The sequence below is a fragment of the Veillonella rodentium genome (genome assembly GCF_900187285.1).
Taxonomy (GTDB): Bacteria; Bacillota; Negativicutes; order Veillonellales; family Veillonellaceae; genus Veillonella; species Veillonella rodentium.
Window position 1 is genome coordinate 1,083,161 of sequence record NZ_LT906470.1, and the last position, 18,953, is coordinate 1,102,113.

Sequence of the window (18,953 nt, forward strand, 5' to 3'; positions counted from 1 at the left end):
TTTGCAGACATTCAATACCTACACCTTATAGGCAGCGGACTGTCTCAAATTAACAGAACAATAATACCATATAACAGGACCTTTAATCAAGTATTATCTATATAAAAAATTATACTATATCATTTAGATTTCATAATCGAGTCTATTTACAAAGTTTCTGTAATAGACTGAACAATTCATCCTTTTCAACATCGCTCAATCCGGAAAATATATGTTTTAGGTAATCCTCGTAGGATAACGACAATTCTTTACCCAGTTTTTCTCCCTCTGAAGTGAGACCTATAATAGATACCCGCTTATCCATGAAATCAATATGTTTAGTTACATATCCTTGCTCGATAAGAATATCCAGTTGTTCCGAAACCGTGGCCGGCCTCATATCAAGGGCATTAACAAGATCTTTTTGCGATGCGCCCTGACCTCTCATGTATAGCTCTATAAGAATCCGTTGGCGGGAATTTTCTTTACCACTTGGCACCTTTCGTAAGGCCTTATATAATTCAACCTCTGTAATCATAAGATTTCTCCTTACAACTTTGTATACTATTTGTATTCGCCGTCACATTATAAAATCCTGCATAGATTACAAATTTCATATGAATTATAACTTTTAATCTGTATATTGTACTCTCTCTGTAAAAGTACACAGCTAAAAGGACGAGTCGCAACTCGTCCTTTCACCATTCTATTTCAATGCGTTAATATCACCGATAATAGCCATCACATTATAAGCTAACCGAAGTAATTGCAAACGATTATTCTTAATTGCTTCGTCTTTATCCATAACCATCACATCTTCAAAGAATGTATTGATTACAGGAACCAACATAGCCGGTACGGCAACAACGGCATCATAATCATGAGCATCCCATGCAGCAAGACTAGCTTCATATGCTTTAGAAGCCGCCTCAAACAACGCCTTTTCCGCATCTTCCTTGAGAAGTGACACATTAACGGATTCATATGTCACATCTTTCACTAAGTTATACATACGTGTGTAGGCTTGAACAAATTCAACATCATCGTCGATACGATTTGCAAGCAATGCATTTACAAGGCCTTCCGCATCTGCAACGGACAATTCGTTGTTAGATAACAACAAATCGATAACATGATGCGGCACTTCGCGATCAAGGAAAATATTTTTCAAGCGGAGAGTAAAGAATTCCTCAATCTGGCCAAGCAATTCATCCTGCTTATCGTCCGGTACGTTAAGCAATTTCATAGACACTTTAAAGATAGGGCGCAAACTGATATTCCAGTCACTGCCCAGTAAAATATTCAAGATACCGATAGTTTGACGACGCAACGCATATGGGTCCTGAGAACCTGTAGGAATCAAGCCGCGACTGAAGGTAGCAACGATATTATCCACTTTATCAATGATGGATAATACTTTGCCGGCTTCTGTTTGAGGTAATACATCACCTGCAAAGCGAGGTAAGTATTGCTCAAAAATCGCTTCCGCTACGTCTTCGGATTCACCATCAAGTAGCGCATATTCCTTACCCATAACACCCTGTAATTCGGTAAATTCTGTAACCATACCAGTAGTTAAGTCCGTTTTTGCAAGAATGGTGGCTCGTTCCAGCACAACAGCTGCATCTTCGTGTAAACCGCACTCTTCACCGAAGATACGACCTAATTCTAACAAGCGTTCCGTTTTATCCGCTAAATTGCCAAGGCCTTCTTGGAATACGATTTTAGTCAAACCTTCCTGACGGTCGATAAGAGGTTTCTTGCGGTCCTCATTAAAGAAGAATTTTGCGTCATCTAAACGAGCGCGCAATACGCGTTCGTTACCGGCCTGCACCACTTCGATGGAATGATCAGAACCATTGCGAACAGTTAAAAACATCGGTAACAATTTACCGTCTTTATCGACCAACGGGAAGTAACGTTGATGATCTTTCATCGGTGTGATGATAGCAGCATCAGGTAACGCCAAATAGGATTCTTCAAAACCACCGCATAAAGCGGTAGGCCATTCAACGAGATAGTTGATTTCTTCCAACAAGTCGTCATCCCACACAATGGATGCATGTTTAGATTTTGCTATATCATGTAATTGCTTGAAAATCAATTCGCGACGTGCATCCTGATCAACCATGACAAAGTTTTCTTTTAATGTGTCTACATAAGATGCTGCATTTTTTATAGTAATTTCATCAGCACCTAAGAAACGATGACCACGTGTTACATTACCGGATTTTACATTGGCAAACGCTACAGGGATTACTTCTTCATCAAGTAATGCCACAAGCCAACGTACAGGACGTACGAATTTAGCATCTAAATCGCCCCAATGCATAGATTTAGGGAAATTAAGCCCTGTAATCAACTGCGGTAACATATCTGTTACGATATCCTTTGCAGGAACCCCTGCGGTTTTAGTTTCCGCATAGATATATCCGTCTTCTACGACGAGATCATCTACATCAAGACCTTTCCCACGAGCAAAGCCGATTGCCGCCTTTGTAGCATTACCGTCTGCATCATATGCGATGGAGGCGGAAGGACCTTTATGACGTTCGCTGATTTCAGCAGATGTATCGGCAATGCCTTTCACGATAAGAGCCAAACGACGTGGTGTGCCGTATGTTGCGATGCTTTCAAAAGGAAGATGGGCATCATTTAATTTTGTTTCAGCCAATTGTTTCAATTGACCTAAGATATTTGGCATAAAGCCGGCAGGAATTTCTTCTGCACCGATTTCAAATAATAAATCCTTTGCCATCTTATTTATCTCCTTTCAAAAGCGGGAAACCTAATTCTTCGCGTTTAGCGAGGTATTGTTGTGCACAAATACGCGCCAATGCACGTACGCGGCCGATAAAAGCAGTACGTTCGCTGATGGAAATAGCACCGCGGGAATCAAGCAGATTAAACGTATGAGAACATTTCAGCACATAATCATAAGCAGGAAGAACATAACCCGCCTCGCAAACGCGTTTTGCTTCTGCTTCGTACATATCAAACAATTTGAAAAGCATATCTGTATCTGCTAATTCAAAATTGTAAACGGATTGTTCAACTTCGTTAGCATGCCATACATCACCATATGTAACATTTTCATTCCATTTAAGGTCATATACATTTTCTACGCCTTGAATGTACATAGCCAAACGTTCTAAACCGTATGTAATTTCTACCGAAACTGGTTTACAGTCGATGGAACCGACCTGTTGGAAATATGTAAATTGAGTCACTTCCATACCGTCGAGCCATACTTCCCAACCAAGCCCCCACGCACCGAGTGTCGGAGATTCCCAGTTATCCTCTACAAAGCGGATATCATGATCTTCAGCGTGAATTCCCAATGTAGCTAAGGACTGTAAATACAATTCTTGGATATTATCAGGTGACGGCTTCACGATAACTTGGAATTGATGATGTTGAAACAGACGGTTAGGGTTGTCACCATAACGACCGTCTGCCGGACGACGGGACGGCTCCACATAACATACGGCCCAAGGTTCAGGACCGATAGCATGCAAAAATGTTGCAGGATTCATTGTACCTGCGCCCTTTTCAACATCATATGGATTTTGAACGATACAACCTTGCTCGCTCCAGAATTTTTGTAGGTTTAAAATAATCTCTTGAAATGTCATTGTTGCCTCCACTATACAATGCTTTCTGTGAAAGTATTTTCGTTACAAACAAAAAGTCCCTGTAACGAAAAACGTTACAGGGACGAGTATACCCGCGGTTCCACCCTATTTGGCTTGCGCCCTCTTTTTTCTATGTTGGCCTTTACTAACAAAACTGCGTTCCTGCCAATGCTCTACAGCGCCTTCAACCAAATGTGAGCTTACACCGTCCTCACTCGCTAGAGAGGTCTACTACTCTGCTTCATCGCATGTATTATACATAATATTGTAGCAATACAGAGGGAAGAATGTCAATCTAATACTTTTATACACATAATCAACATCTCAATACTACATTATTCAAATTCTATCATTTAATCATCATTTTTTAGAATGTACGTTTCACATCAACGCCGACTAAATAAGCCGTTTTATCTTTCTTCTCAGTCATATTATGGAGTCTGGATACGCCAACTTTAGCGCCAAGGGACCAATTTTGAGATAATTTACGACTGTGATCAAGCCATACATTGAGAGCCGTCACATCAGTATTAACTTCACGATTTAACTGTAAATATTCCACATTAAGGGCTGTCAGGTTTGCCTTCTTATCCCAATGGCCAAGTCGAGCATATAAACGATTACTGCTGTTGCCCATATAGTCGCCAATGATATGACCTTTATGCACATAGCCGTCACTATATGACCAATGAGAATACCACCAGTTACTTGTCTTGCCACCTTCTAAACGAAGATTCCAATCATGGTTTTTACCAATTTTCGGTACGTATACCCCTGCGGTCCACGCAATACGGGATGGACTCGGTATGAATCCTAATCCTGTCGCCTGATCCTCGCCATATACCATACCATATACTTCCATAGATGGTAATGTCCATTTTATATCATACCCGGCAATACTGTTCCACTTATCTTTGGAACGTACCGATTCATTTTTTCCCGTTAAGAAACGACCGTAGTCAGATAAACTTAAATGACGACCTTCACCACCCATGATGGATGTCAAGCTGGCACCCAATACAAGTCGTTTAGTCGGAGATACCTCAATACGGGCACCGAAAAAGTCCGGATGCTTAACATCGTTTCTATCATCCGACAATTTTGCATATACGAATGTAGGTTTTACAGATCGTAAAAATCTAAATGTACCACCTATTTTTACAGGGTTAATTGTCGTCACTTTCACACCGGTTAAGGCATTCATATTATTGGACAAATTAAGGGATGATTGATGCGTCGGGCCCCACCAGAGTTCATCTTTACCGGCTTGAACCTCTACGGCCCCGATATGTGTTTTAACATAACCGTTGATAAATCGTGCACTGTTATTTCCGGCAAATAAATCGGTACGAGGTGTAACAGCATACGCCACATGATTACCGGCGGTACCGCGAATATTCATTTCACCACTTACCGTAGTACCACGATTATACGTATATCCGTTATTATTTCCATTTAACGGTTGATATGTACTGGCGGTACGAGTCCATCCACCTTGATTTTGGTTATAAGCCGGTAAATTGGTGGATGTTACCGATACTTTCACGGAGTCAACAACAATCTTGGAATCCTGTTTACCAGTTGCCAAGGTCTGCATATCATCGGCATATTCAGTTTCAAGATTATGAATCATGGATTGGATGAATTGAGGTGTATTACTGTCTACCTTACTATTAGCCTCTGCAATCCATTGTGCTACCTGTAAACGCGTATACGGTTTTGACGTCGGTAATGTATCAATATATCCTTGTGCATGCAAAGAATCAATCATATCATAAGTTGTTGAACTGAGATTAATATTTGGCGATACGATTTGTGTCGCATAAGCAGCACCAAATGACATGGTCATAATAGCAGCGGTAATCAATAATTTATTTACTTTCACGGAATAACTCTCCTCACTATACTAAATCACACATAACGAACACACACAATTTAATGTAAGAAATACTAAAATCTGATTAAAATTCTTCCAACAGATTCAAATCACTTTATTTTATCATAGTATTCAGAAAAATAACGCTGTTTAAGGGTTTACCAATCTCATGAGAGGCATAGGCATATAATATTTTTTCCAGCTCGGTCCAGAGAGAACCGGAAAATTCCGTCTGCAGCTCATCACGCCATTGAAAACCTAAGAGTATAGGTAATGCTTTCTTTACTGACGGAGATACACTCATCTGTGTTACAGTGTAAAGTTCCCGCCAGAAATTATCGGCATTTTGCCGATTCATGAAATAATGTGCTTTAGGCACAACACCGGCCAATGACAACAGTTGCCATCCCAGCATAATCGTTCCCAATCGGACATTACGTTGCCGAATGGACTTTGAATAATTTACCACCACATCGAATACGTTGCGATCCGCATCATACAGCGCAAATAGTTCCTGTATGAGTTCACTGGCCACTGCCGCATAAGCGATATTTTCAAGATTAGTATCTAACGGCTCCACCACATAGGATCCGTCAATCTGCGTTACATTCACGTATTCCCCATCGGGAACAACTGTAATGTACATGGCGCTGAAAGGTCGTAGATAAGAACTGTTACGCATGCTCTGCAGGCGCTTATGCGGTAACGATGCCCGTATGATACCTAAGCTCGGCGTGATAAAAGTAAAAACAGAATAAAGCTTATACTTTTTTCGACTGATAACGATAGCCGGTGTATTGAAAGCGCCGTTAAGATTCTTCATGTTCTTCTTCCACAGGTTCCTCTTCAGGAAGCGGCGTTACCTTGAGTCGTGAAATACGATATCCCTGCATCTGTGTTACCTCGAAGGTATATCCGTTAGCATCTACCGTATCCCCTACGATTGGCGTGCGCTCCAGTAAACCGAATACATATCCGCCGATAGTGTCTGAATCGGAATCTTCAATCTCAACATTCATTATTTCCTCAACTTCGTCAACGAGAACCTTTCCGTCAAATTCAAATGACCCGTCCGCATACGACATGGTTGCCGGCAAATGAGGTTCATGCTCGTCCTGAATATCTCCGACCAGTTCTTCAATGATATCTTCAAGGCCAACAAGGCCGACCATGCCGCCATATTCATCGACGACAACCGCTAAATAGATTCGGCGCGTACGCATATATTGCAGCAATGTGGATAACTTCATGACTTCGGGAACCGTTAAAATATCCCGCTTGATGTTCCGTAAATCCTTCTTCGCTTGGTTAGGACGCTCCATGAGGTCCTTAATGTGAACGAGGCCGATGATGTGATCCTTATCCTCTACACACAAAGGATATCTCGTATGAACGGTCGATCGAATCACCTTCATCGCTTCATCATAGCCGTCCTCGACAAAGACACAGTCCACATCTTGCCGCGGTACCATAACCTCTTTAGCCATACGGTCCACAAAGTTGAATACATTATCGATGAGTTCCGATTCAACCTGATCCAGTTGTCCCTCTTCATGGCTGCGGGAAATCATCATACGGATTTCTTCTTCCGTGTACACCAAATCAAGTTCTGTAAGGTATTTTGTTTTATAAAACTTAAGAATAACCGTGGAAATCTTACCGGCAATCCAGATGAAAGGATATACTAGACGACCGGCAGCCACAACGATGCGGCTATATGTATTTACGTATTTTGTAGGAAAAGATAGTCCTAACGCTTTCGGTACGATTTCACCGAAGATGAGCACGATAAGACTGATAAACAGCAACAACAAAATATCCAACAAGAAATGCATCCACTCGGTCTGTACATTTAGAAAGGACATCAATCTATCCACTACATTATCAAATACGAAAGTCCCCGTTCCTGCCAGAGCAAGAATAAAGAACAGAATTAAAAACTGGGTCGTATTCAAAAAGTATTCCGGATTTTGATATAACTTTAACAGAAATTCCCTGTCCCTTTCTGCGAGAATATCCATATCTTCGACATGTTCTTTTCTAAGCCGAGCAAATGAAAACTTTGCAACCACAAAGAAGTTAATTAAAAATATACATAATAGACCGAATCCTAACGGTATCAGGCCATCTACACTATCCATGCAATATCCTTTCCATATCATCACATGATGATATCATCGAACTTATAAATACGATTTTACTTATATGTATGATTTCGTATTTTAATTACAGAACATTATATATTGAGTATATCAAAACAATCGATTATTGTTTATTACTTCTTATACCCTAATTCGGATAACATACCGGATTTATTGCGCCAGTCCTTTTTAACCTTAACCCAGAGGTCGAGATATACCTTTGTAGCCAACAATTTTTCCACATCAGCCCGTGCCTCTGCACCAAGTTGTTTCAATAGAGCACCGCGTTTTCCGATAATAATCCCCTTTTGTGAGTCCCTTTCACAGTAAATGGTGGCACGTACATACGTTGTGCCATCGGGACGTGTTTTCATTTCATCTACGTCTACGGCAATGGCATGAGGAATTTCATCGCGTGTCGCGAGCAGAATTTTTTCACGCACAATATCGGAAATGATGAGCCGCTCCGGTTGGTCCGTAATCATATCCTCAGGAAAATATTGAGGGCCTTCCGGCAAGACTTCTTCCAGTACGCGCAAAACCTCGGATAAATTCTCCTTATTCTTTGCGGAAATAGGAATAACCCCTGCAAATGGATACGCATCCTGATAAGACACGATTACCTCTAACAGTTCTTCTTTTTTTAAGGTATCGATTTTATTTACCACCAAGAAGACAGGTACTTTTACGCGCTTCAACTGTTCTATGATGAAATTATCTCCGGGACCGCGCTTTTCATTGCCGGCCACCACGAAGAGGACCGCTTCTGTTTCCTTTAATGATTCGATGGCTGCATCCACCATGAATTCTCCCAGCTTATGTTTAGGCTTATGCACACCCGGGGTATCCATGAAGACGATTTGTTTCGCATCATCCGTATATACGCAGATGATGCGATTACGCGTCGTTTGCGCCTTATCGGAAACGATGGCAATTTTATCGCCTATAAGGGCATTAATAAGGGTAGATTTTCCCACGTTAGGACGGCCTACAACGGCTACGAAGCCCGATTTAAAATGTTCATTGTTATTCATTGTATGGTGCATCCTCCCTCACATAACCGAGATGACCGAGAACGAATTCCTCCTCCGTTCTCATTTCCTTTTTATCCTCATCATTCATATGATCGTAACCTAAAATATGCAGACAGCTATGAGTCGTTAAGTACGCCAGTTCCCTCTCAAAGCTGTGACCATATTCGATAGCCTGTTCACGAGCACGCTCCAGAGAGATAATCATATCACCCAATAAATGATGCTCCTCTTCACTACCTTCATAGTCATCCCCTTCATTAAGGGCGAAAGAGAGTACATCCGTCGGCCGGTCGATATCGCGGTACTGCTTATTAAGTTCATGAATCTTCGCATTATTACAGAGGAGAATACTCATCTCATCCTCTTCAAGACCATAAACGCGACTCACTTCATCACATACCTTACGGATAATCGCCTCAATTCGTGAGTCTTGTTCTATATCTTCGTCATAGCTGATATGTATATACATACTTATTCTTTCACCATACCCTTATTAGCATCTTGAACCGGAATTACTTTAATTGCATCCCGAATCGACTTCTGTTCACGATAGACGTCGTATGCTTTCACAATACGTCCCACCAAATCATGGCGCACCACATCCTGATCACTAAAGTAAACCATATTTATCCCCGGCACATGGCGCAATACCTTTTCCGCCTCACCGAGGCCCGACACAACCCGTGGAGGTAAATCGATTTGTGTTTTATCACCGTTGACCACCATTTTAGAATTGTTCCCTAAACGGGTCAGAAACATTTTCATCTGTTCCGCCGTCGTATTCTGAGCCTCATCTAAAATGACGAAAGCATTTTCAAGCGTGCGTCCGCGCATATAAGCAAGAGGTGCCACTTCGATGGTGCCGCGCTCCATAAACCGTTGTACCTGTTCGATACCGAACATTTCATGCAATGCATCATATAAAGGGCGTAAGTACGGATCTACCTTATCTTGCAATTCACCGGGTAGAAAGCCGAGTCGTTCACCGGCTTCGACGGCAGGACGAGTCAATATGATTTTATCCACATTGCGGTTCTTTAAATAAAAAGCCGCCAACGCCACCGCCAGGAACGTCTTACCTGTACCGGCCGGACCGATGCCAAATGTAATGGTATTCTTACGGATACTGTCCACATAATATTTCTGACCTTCCGTCTTAGGCGTAATATTTTTACCGCGCATATTTACGGATAATGTATCCTCAAACATGGTATGTACCGCATCCGCTTTGCCATTAGCTACAAGCTTCGCCGCAATACGCACTTGAGATTCCGTAATCGTACTGCCTTCACGATAGAGAAACACGAGTTCCTCCAAGGTGCGATACAAAGCGGCCACTTGTTCTTCGTCGCCCTTGATGACCACCGTATCGCCGCGAGCCACCACATCCGCCGTGATGACATCAAGCATCATATGCAGATAACGATTATGTTGACCTAAAATCGACTGTGCTAGGTCATATGTAGGAAATGTAAAGATTTGTTCGCTCATACAACCTCCTAATCTATAAACTGGCGAACCGCCTTACCGTTCAGATAATCACATAGATCACCTTGACGGGCATCCAGTTCATCCATCTTATCATCTATTAAATCCTGTACACGCCACCAACCCATGGACCAATTGGTAAACAGGGTATTATCCTCCGGTGCACGTCCCACTAAACGCTGCAACACAATGTCCGGATGCAGATGACGCACAAAATTAACCACGCGGTCAGCATATTCTTCAGCATTGATCAATGTAAACCGACCCTCCTGATACCATTTCGCCATCAGCGTATTCTTAACAATATACAAGGCGTGTAATTTAACTTGATCGACTCCGAGGGCTGACAATATGCGCGCCCCTTCCACCGTATCCTGCATCGTATCCCACGGCAGATTAACGATCATATGAGCGGTCACATTAAATCCATACCGCTTGATCCTTAGTACAGCATCAATAAATTGGGCTAGATCATGACCGCGGTTAATCTTTTCCAATGTATCATAATTAACGGTTTGCAGCCCCAGCTCAATATAAATATCTTTGTGAAAGCGGTCTCTAATATCGGCGAGAATATCCAGATATTCATCAGCAATACAATCAGGTCTCGTGGCAATGGCAATGCCTACAGCCGCATCGATGCAGCCCTGCTCCATATAACTTTTGAAAGCGGCCAATCCCAAATAGGTATTACTGAAATTCTGGTAATAGGGAATAAATTTTTTCGCCTTGTACTTGGGACCGATATGCGCGATATTCTCCTCTAACTGCATCGCAACCGTCATAGTTGCGGGCAGATTTTCATACCCTGCGCCGATTTCTCCGCAAAACGTGCATCCGCCTACACCGGCGGAACCGTCCCTGTTAGGACATGTGAGCGGTAAGGCGACAGGCAATTTATACACCTTTTCACCATATCGTTCCTTATAAAATTTTGATACCATACGGTATCGCTTCGGTCTTATCGTATCAGTCATGACACTCCTGTTTATATACACTATTCATATATATTACAATATACAATCGGATCACGATTTGAAATTATCGATATCGTTTTATTAAGACTCAACGTACGGTCGTATAAACGGCGGCACCTCTTTGTTAACATCGATGACAACCGTAAACGGTTCATCCTGTATATTCTTGATGCCCAGTACGTTTGCCGTCTCTTCAGACATAGGCATTTCTACGTATTGCTGACGGATCTTGCGCCACTCCTTAAACGTGTAATTTGGAATATATTGAGATGCCAGCTCTTCATTACGCCAGAATGCTTCCCCTTCTTGTAAAAGCTCCTTCGTCTGCTTAGGCAGCCCTACGGCCTCACTGCGAATCTTTCCGCGATAGCTCACCAATGTATCATATTGCAATAGTTCTGCAGCAATCATATCATTTCGGTCCAGAAAAAATCTATAAAGAAACTCTATCTGATCTATATCCTTCAGATTTACCTTATGGTGTCCGGCCGCAAGCCAGGCTTCAGTCATTTCCACAAAATATGTAAATGCATCAACAGGACCATTGATCAATTTAGCCCCAATATACGAGAACACAGTCCTAAAGCGTTCGCTATTATAGAATCGTTCAAATACGTCTTCAAAGTGCTTTAAAAAACGTACATCTTCATAGGACAATACATGCGTGCTCAACACCTCATAGGGTGCCAACGGATCACTCACATATTGATATTCATCCATGCGACGTACACCGGAACCTTTCAGCAATTTCAAAAAGCCAATTTGCAACGCATGAGGCTGCAAGCTGAACAGATCATTGAATGATTTTCCAAAGCGAGCTTTATCCTCATGCGGCAATCCTACAATAAGATCCATGTGCACATGTGTACGGCCCGCCTCGATAATCGGCCGAATAGCGGCCTGAATGTATGGCCAATCATTGTAACGGTTAATAGCATCCAAGGTTTTCTTATGCGTACTCTGCACGCCCACTTCAATTTGAATTCGTCCCGGCGGTGTTTCACACAGAATATTTGTCTCCCATTCCGTCATGAGCTCAGGTTCCATTTCCAGATGAAAGTTTGTATCCGTATCAGCATTTTTTATGAATTCCATCAGCGGTCTATGATGAGCCGGTGCGCAATTAAAGGTGCGGTCCACAAATTTTACCTGCTTGACATTATGATCGATGAACCATTGCAATTCTTTAAACGTTCTTTCCTGCGGAAAAAAACGTACCGTATTTTTATTGCCTGATAAACAGTATTGGCAGGAAAACGGACATCCGCGAGACGATTCATAATAAATTATCTTATGTTCCAGATCGACCATATCTTCCTCTACATAAGGAAACGGAATGGTGCTAAGATCTTTAACCTCCACAGTTGTCGTAGATCCCATAAGAGCACCGGATATATGACGCCCTCGTACACCGGCAATAGGTTCCTCTAGCCCATCACGATTATCGGATAGCGCCGTAATCAGATGATAAAATGCTTCCTCACCCTCCCCCTGCACAACATAATCTACAGCAGAACATCGCTCCAGAATTTCATCAGCCGTGAACGATACTTCGGGACCGCCGAGGATAATTTTAATATCCGGACGGACGGCTTTCACCATGTCCACCACATGTAATGTCATCTCGATATTCCAGATATAGCACGCAAAGCCGAGCACATCGATATTGCGTTCCGTTATATCGCTGAGAATATGTAAAACAGGCATATTAATAGTGTATTCCACTATATCGTATGCCTGTCCATGAGCCTTGCCATAGGCCTTAAGATAGCGTAAGGCCAAAGAAGAATGTATAAATTTTGAATTCAATGTCGATAAAACTACGTTCATATTTCCTCATCATCGAATGGCCTCGCCACCGTCTAGTCATAATATAAATATTATATCATTAAAAGAGACCAAAGATAAAGGAAATGATGGCACCTATCAGGATGATAGCACCTACGACGGTAAAAATAAGACTACCGAAAATCACGATGGCCGCCAAGCCCGCCGCAAGGATTATCAACATGATGATGCGGCTGAGCCAGTTTGAACCACCAAAGTGATATACCTTAACACGCGGACCGTATTGCTCATATCCTTCATAGTACGCTCGCTCCTGATCCGTAGCGGTCGGTGTAGATTCGACATGAACAGAATCACCCGCTTCATCGATGGTGACACCATCAAAATCACGACGTTCATCATCCGACAAAATCCGTGTATTCGGTTCACTTTGCGTATATCCTGTAGAATCCGTATATTGCTCAGTATCTTGATGTATATTTTTCTCTCGTTTATCTGTTCTGTCAGTCATGATTATATCCTTTTTAGGTTACAAACATCAATAAATTTTATACAATGTATTATATCATAAAATACTGTTATACATATAAAAACATCCTCTACTATACAGTCTATTAATACATGACATGTGTATGTAGAGGATGTTATAACTGTTAAGGTATATGTCAAAAGCCTGGTTCAGATTAGTCCTTTAAGAATTTCTGAAGTAATTCATTAACCATACCAGGGTTGGCGCGACCTTTGGATTCCTTCATAACTTGACCTACCAGGAAGCCGATAGCTTTACCGTTACCGCCTTTAAAATCGGCAACGGGTTGCGGATTATTGGCAATAACTTGCTTAACGATCTCTTCAATCGCACCGGTATCGGTAATTTGTACGAGACCTTCTTCTTTAACGATAGTGTCCGCATCCTTACCGGATTCCCACATGGATACGATAACCTTTTTCGCAATTTTACCGGAAATTGTGCCCTTCTCAATAAGAGCAATCATACCGGCAAGGTTTTCTGGACTTACCTTCGATTCAGCAAAGGTTAAACCGTTTTCATTAATCATCTTGGACAAATCGCCGAGCATCCAGTTGGATACCGTTTTAGGGTCCGCACCGGCCTGCACAGTCGCATCAAGATAATCTGCCGTCTTACGGGATACCGTGAGGATAGTCGCATCTTCACGAGGTAATCCGTATTCAGATATGAAGCGGTTAATCTTGGCATCCTGCAATTCTGGCAATGCCTTACGAGCCGCTTCGATTTCTTCATCAGTGATAACAATCGGTACCAAATCAGGTTCCGGGAAATAGCGGTAATCATTTTCCGCATCCTTCTTGCGCATTCCCAATGTAATGCCCTGAGCATCATCCCATGTACGCGTTTCCTGATCCACAGTACCGCCATCTTCAATCAACTGAGCCTGACGTAACGCTTCATACTCGATAGCTTTTTGAATACCCGTCAAAGAGTTGACGTTCTTTGTTTCTGTGCGTGTGCCGAATTCACTAGCACCGCGAAGTCGTACGGATACGTTACAGTCACAACGAAGAGAACCTTCCTCCATACGGCCGTCGGATACTTCCAGATATTGTAAAATGGAGCGCAGTTTTTCAACGTATGCCTTTGCCTCCGCACCGGAACGAATATCAGGTTCCGATACGATTTCCAACAACGGTACACCTGTACGATTGTAGTCAACATTGGAGAAATTGGAATCGGAAATAGTATTCCCGCTATGAACGAGCTTGCCCGCATCTTCTTCCATATGGATACGCGTGATACCGATACGCTTCGTTTCACCGTCTACCTCGATATCCAAGTGACCATTTAGACAGATCGGCAAGTCATATTGAGATGTCTGATAATTTTTAGGCAAATCAGGATAATAATAATTCTTGCGGTCAAATTTATTAAAGTGAAGAATATCGCAATTTAATGCTAAACCTACCTTAATAGCATATTCCACGACCTTTTTATTCAACACAGGCATGGCCCCCGGTAAGCCTAGACACACCGGACATACATGTGTATTTTGGTCACCGCCGAATTCAGTAGTGCAACCACAGAAGATTTTAGACTTAGTCTTAAGCTCCGTATGAACCTCCAAACCGATGACCGTTTCATATTTACTGCTCATAGAGAAACCTCCCCTATCGGTGCTACTAATTGACAATCCGGACGGGCCTGTTCAAATGTGAAAGCCGCGCGAAGCAATGTTTCTTCACCCATAGCAGGACACAATAATTGTAGCCCAATCGGTAAATTATTGCTGCTCATGCCCGCAGGAATACTGATACCCGGGATACCGGCCAAGTTTGCCGGTACCGTACAGATATCCTCTAAGTACATAGCCAACGGATCATTTAGCTTTTCACCGAATTTATATGCCGTATTAGGGGCTGTCGGAGTCAACAATACATCAACCTTTGAGAATGCTTCATCAAATTCATTTTTTATCAAGCGACGTACTTTCAAGGCTTTCAAATAGTAGGCATCATAGTAACCGGAACTCAATACATATGTACCAAGGAGGATACGACGCTGTACCTCCTGACCGAAGCCTTCGGTACGGGTTTTCGTGGACATGTCTACCAAATTATCCGCCGGTACGCGCATACCATAGCTTACGCCGTCATAGCGAGCCAGGTTGGAACTTGCCTCAGCCAAAGCGATGATATAATATGCGGACAACGCATATTTAGAATTAGGTAATGAAACCTCAACGATTTCAGCACCTAATTTCTTATATGTTTCAATAGCCTCATCCATAGCCTTGCGAACATCGCTGTTAAGACCGTCCCCAAAAAACTCCTTAGGCACACCGATTTTAAGCTTAGTCACATCATTTACAAGGGCCTTTGTATAGTCTACACGATCCCCCGGAATCGATGTGGAATCCTTCGCGTCATGACCGGAAATAGCATTTAATACCAAGGCGGCATCCGTCACGTCCCGCGTAACAGGTCCAATCTGATCCAATGAGGACGCAAAAGCGATAAGCCCATAACGGGACACATTACCGTAAGTCGGCTTCAAACCTACTACACCACAAAAAGATGCAGGTTGACGAATGGAACCGCCCGTATCGGAACCGAGAGCCCAAATTGCACTGCCACTGGAAACGGCAGCCGCACTACCGCCCGAAGATCCGCCCGGAACACAATCATTATTCCAGGGATTAACCGTTTTAGCCAAAGCGGAATTTTCCGTAGATCCGCCCATAGCGAATTCATCCATATTCAATTTCCCGAGAATAACGGACTGATTCGCATCAAGACGTTCCACAACAGATGCATTATAAGGAGGTACGAAGTGCTCCAACATTTTAGATGCACACGTCGTCGTTTCTCCTTTTACACATATATTATCTTTCAATGCACCCGGAATCCCGGCCAATGGAGAAATTGCTTCCCCTTTAGCGATAGCTTCATCTACAGCCTTCGCCGTAGCGAGCGCACGTTCATGAGAATCGGAAAGATACGCATGTACAGTCGGTTCTACTTGTGCTTTATGAGCGATAACAGCCTTCGTCAATTCAACGGCACTGATCTCTTTATTCACTAATTTTTTATGTAATTCATGAATGGTTGCCACTGCAAAACCTCCTATTCCTGTACGACACGAGGTACCTTAAAATACCCGTCCTCTGCTTCCGGCGCATTGGATAATGCTAAATCATGATCGAGAGACGGCTTTAATTCATCCTCTCGCAATACGTTCTGCAACGGTACGGCATGAGCCATCGGCTCTACACCATCAAGTTCCAGGGCATTTAGTTCCGCAACATAGGACAAGATGTCGGACAATTCTTTTTCTATATGTGCCATATGATCTTCTTTTACTTCTAATCGTGAAAGCAAGGCAATATTCTTAATTTCCTCTTGGCTGATTTTCATCGATACACATCCTTTCATATTGTATTATTATAATTCATATAGCTTACATTTTCAAAGGCATTAACCATTCCAAGACTTTATGAGCTCCAGAAATTCATCTTCATTCATGATGCGAATTCCCAATTCATTGGCCTTCGTTAATTTGCTGCCGCTGTCTTCCCCTGCCACGACAAGGGTTGTTTTCTTCGAAACGGATCCGGTCACCTTCGCTCCGTGTGCCTCAAGAATTTTACCGGCTTCACTGCGACCCATGGATTCCAATTTTCCCGTTAATACGACGATTTCTCCGTCCATTTCATTGCCTGCAGGCTCAGCCACATCAACGTTCATCTTTAAACCGGCAGCCCGTAACCCTTCAATAATCTCTATATGAGAAGGATCTTCGCGATATTCTACAATACTGTCCGCCATGGTAGGCCCGATTTCCTCTACAGAAACAAGTTCATCCTTCGTGATCGTAAGAAATCTGTCCATAGATTGGACCACGTGAGCTATAGTAGCTGCCGCCTTTGCTCCGATAAGACGGATGCCTAAACCGTATAACACTCGATCAAGACCTCGATTTTTAGAATCGGCGATAGCTTTCACCAAATTTTCAGCCGACTTCGTACCCATTCGCTCCATCGTAACCAACTGATCCACAGTTAAATGATACAAATCAACTACATTGGTAATCAATTTTGCATTGATCAGATTTTCTACTATGCTCGGTCCTAAACCGTCTATATTCATGGCATCGCGTGATGCGAAATGAATGATTTGTTCCTTTTCAATAGCAGGACAATGCTTATTTGTGCAGCGTACGGCCGCCTCCCCTTCACGTCGAACCGCAGGAAATGAGCATACGGGACATGTACTAGGAATCGTGAATTTAACCTCTGAACCGGTACGTTTTTCAGGTAGCACACGGATAACCTCGGGAATGATTTCAGCAGCCTTGTGAATCATTACATGGTCTCCGATTCGGATATCTTTTTCATCGATAAAATCCTGATTATGCAAGGTGACACGACTCACATTAGTGCCGGATACGAATACGGACTCCAATTCACCGGTCGGCGTGAGAACACCGGTTCGCCCCACATTAATCGTTATATCCTTAAGGACCGTTTCCACCTCTTCAGGAGGGTATTTATAAGCTGTAGCCCATTTCGGATCCTTTGCGGTACTACCTAATAACTCCTGATCATCAAAACTATTGACCTTTATAACCATACCGTCCGTATCATATGGTAACTCGTGACGCTTTTCGCTCCAATACTCAATGGCTTCGATAACTTCATCGATTGTCTTACATATCCGATAGTGAGGATTGACGGAAAACTTAAAGTTCTCCAAACTGTGTAACAGTTCCTCTTGACTACGAATACCCGCCCCTTCTTCAGAGCCGATTGCATAGGCGAAAAATGCAAGATTCCGACTGGCCGTGATTGCCGGATCCTGTTGACGCAGAGAACCTGCAGCGGCATTGCGGGGATTTACAAAGGTCGGCAAGCCTTCCTCATCACGCTCCTCATTAATGCGTTTAAATTCACTATGAGGCATATACGCTTCACCGCGGATTTCGATAAAATCCGGTGCACTTTCAAGAGATAAGGGTATGGACTTAATGGTACGTACATTAGCCGTTACATCTTCACCGACACGACCGTCACCACGAGTTACGGCACGTACAAACATACCGTGTTGATAATGTAAATTCACAGCGAGACCGTCAATTTTAAGCTCCACCACATAAGCGGACGGTTTATGACCCAATTCCTTTTCTACACGCTGAGCGAATCCTCGTACTTCATCAGCATTAAAAACATTGGACAAGCTCAACATGGGACGACCGTGAACAACCTTTTCAAAAGAGCCTTCCACCTTCATACCTACGCGCTGAGTCGGAGATGACGGCACAATATATTCGGGATGTGCAGTTTCCAAATCAACGAGCTCACGATATTTTGTATCATATTCATAATCACTCATTACAGGCGCATCCTTCACATAGTACAAGTACTGCGCATGAGTCAACTCTTTCTGTAATTCTTCAATTCTATTTTTCGGATTCATACTCTATCCTTTTATGTTTAACTACATAACCTTGCTTCAAAATTGGTGATATGTAATTATTCTTATATTGAGAAAATCTATATAAA

At 42.6% G+C, this 18,953-nt stretch carries 16 protein-coding genes; all 16 read right to left on the reverse strand.

Features of this window, described 5'->3' with window-relative positions:
* Window positions 1–142 precede the first annotated feature (142 nt).
* A complete protein-coding gene (locus CKV62_RS04905; protein ID WP_231968290.1) occupies window positions 143–517 on the reverse strand; it encodes a MarR family winged helix-turn-helix transcriptional regulator in 375 nt (124 codons plus the stop codon).
* Between the two features lie 168 nt (window positions 518–685).
* The gene (gene glyS / locus CKV62_RS04910; protein ID WP_095065956.1) at window positions 686–2,737 is read right to left on the reverse strand and encodes a glycine--tRNA ligase subunit beta; all 2,052 of its coding nucleotides are present in this window, start codon (window positions 2,735–2,737) and stop codon (window positions 686–688) included.
* Window position 2,738: 1 nt separating this feature from the next.
* Window positions 2,739–3,614, reverse strand: a complete 876-nt coding sequence (glyQ, locus tag CKV62_RS04915; protein ID WP_095065957.1) for a glycine--tRNA ligase subunit alpha — start codon at window positions 3,612–3,614, stop codon at window positions 2,739–2,741.
* Window positions 3,615–3,981: 367 nt separating this feature from the next.
* The gene (locus CKV62_RS04920; RefSeq protein ID WP_095065958.1) at window positions 3,982–5,499 is read right to left on the reverse strand and encodes a capsule assembly Wzi family protein; all 1,518 of its coding nucleotides are present in this window, start codon (window positions 5,497–5,499) and stop codon (window positions 3,982–3,984) included.
* 106 nt (window positions 5,500–5,605) lie between these two features.
* Complete coding sequence (gene recO / locus CKV62_RS04925; protein WP_095065959.1) at window positions 5,606–6,313, reverse strand: DNA repair protein RecO; 708 nt, start codon at window positions 6,311–6,313, stop codon at window positions 5,606–5,608.
* Window positions 6,300–7,631 (reverse strand): hemolysin family protein, encoded by a 1,332-nt coding sequence (locus CKV62_RS04930; protein ID WP_095065960.1) that lies wholly within the window; start codon window positions 7,629–7,631, stop codon window positions 6,300–6,302. Before CKV62_RS04930 ends, recO begins: the two co-directional genes overlap by 14 nt.
* A gap of 134 nt (window positions 7,632–7,765) precedes the next feature.
* Window positions 7,766–8,665, reverse strand: coding sequence for a GTPase Era (gene era / locus CKV62_RS04935; RefSeq protein WP_095065961.1), 900 nt, complete (start codon window positions 8,663–8,665; stop codon window positions 7,766–7,768).
* Window positions 8,658–9,134: an rRNA maturation RNase YbeY gene (ybeY, locus tag CKV62_RS04940; protein WP_095065962.1), complete on the reverse strand. Its 477-nt coding sequence runs from the start codon at window positions 9,132–9,134 to the stop codon at window positions 8,658–8,660. The genes era and ybeY overlap by 8 nt, the downstream gene beginning before the upstream one ends.
* A 2-nt stretch (window positions 9,135–9,136) precedes the next feature.
* Entirely contained in the window at window positions 9,137–10,156 is a 1,020-nt protein-coding gene (locus CKV62_RS04945) for a PhoH family protein (RefSeq protein WP_095065963.1), read from the reverse strand.
* 8 nt (window positions 10,157–10,164) lie between these two features.
* Entirely contained in the window at window positions 10,165–11,130 is a 966-nt protein-coding gene (mnmL, locus tag CKV62_RS04950; protein ID WP_095065964.1) for a tRNA modification radical SAM protein MnmL/YtqA, read from the reverse strand.
* Between the two features lie 81 nt (window positions 11,131–11,211).
* Window positions 11,212–12,960: a B12-binding domain-containing radical SAM protein gene (locus tag CKV62_RS04955; RefSeq protein WP_095065965.1), complete on the reverse strand. Its 1,749-nt coding sequence runs from the start codon at window positions 12,958–12,960 to the stop codon at window positions 11,212–11,214.
* Between the two features lie 58 nt (window positions 12,961–13,018).
* On the reverse strand, window positions 13,019–13,429 hold the full coding sequence (locus CKV62_RS04960; protein ID WP_231968291.1) for a DUF4229 domain-containing protein: 411 nt from the start codon (window positions 13,427–13,429) through the stop codon (window positions 13,019–13,021).
* A gap of 172 nt (window positions 13,430–13,601) precedes the next feature.
* On the reverse strand, window positions 13,602–15,050 hold the full coding sequence (gatB, locus tag CKV62_RS04965; protein WP_095065966.1) for an Asp-tRNA(Asn)/Glu-tRNA(Gln) amidotransferase subunit GatB: 1,449 nt from the start codon (window positions 15,048–15,050) through the stop codon (window positions 13,602–13,604).
* Window positions 15,047–16,507 carry an Asp-tRNA(Asn)/Glu-tRNA(Gln) amidotransferase subunit GatA gene (gatA, locus tag CKV62_RS04970; protein WP_095065967.1) on the reverse strand — a complete coding sequence of 487 codons (1,461 nt, stop codon included), beginning with the start codon at window positions 16,505–16,507 and terminating at the stop codon, window positions 15,047–15,049. The genes gatB and gatA overlap by 4 nt, the downstream gene beginning before the upstream one ends.
* An 11-nt stretch (window positions 16,508–16,518) precedes the next feature.
* Window positions 16,519–16,809 (reverse strand): Asp-tRNA(Asn)/Glu-tRNA(Gln) amidotransferase subunit GatC, encoded by a 291-nt coding sequence (gatC, locus tag CKV62_RS04975; protein ID WP_054673477.1) that lies wholly within the window; start codon window positions 16,807–16,809, stop codon window positions 16,519–16,521.
* 60 nt (window positions 16,810–16,869) lie between these two features.
* Entirely contained in the window at window positions 16,870–18,867 is a 1,998-nt protein-coding gene (gene ligA, locus CKV62_RS04980) for an NAD-dependent DNA ligase LigA (RefSeq protein WP_095065968.1), read from the reverse strand.
* Between the last annotated feature and the right edge of the window lie 86 nt (window positions 18,868–18,953).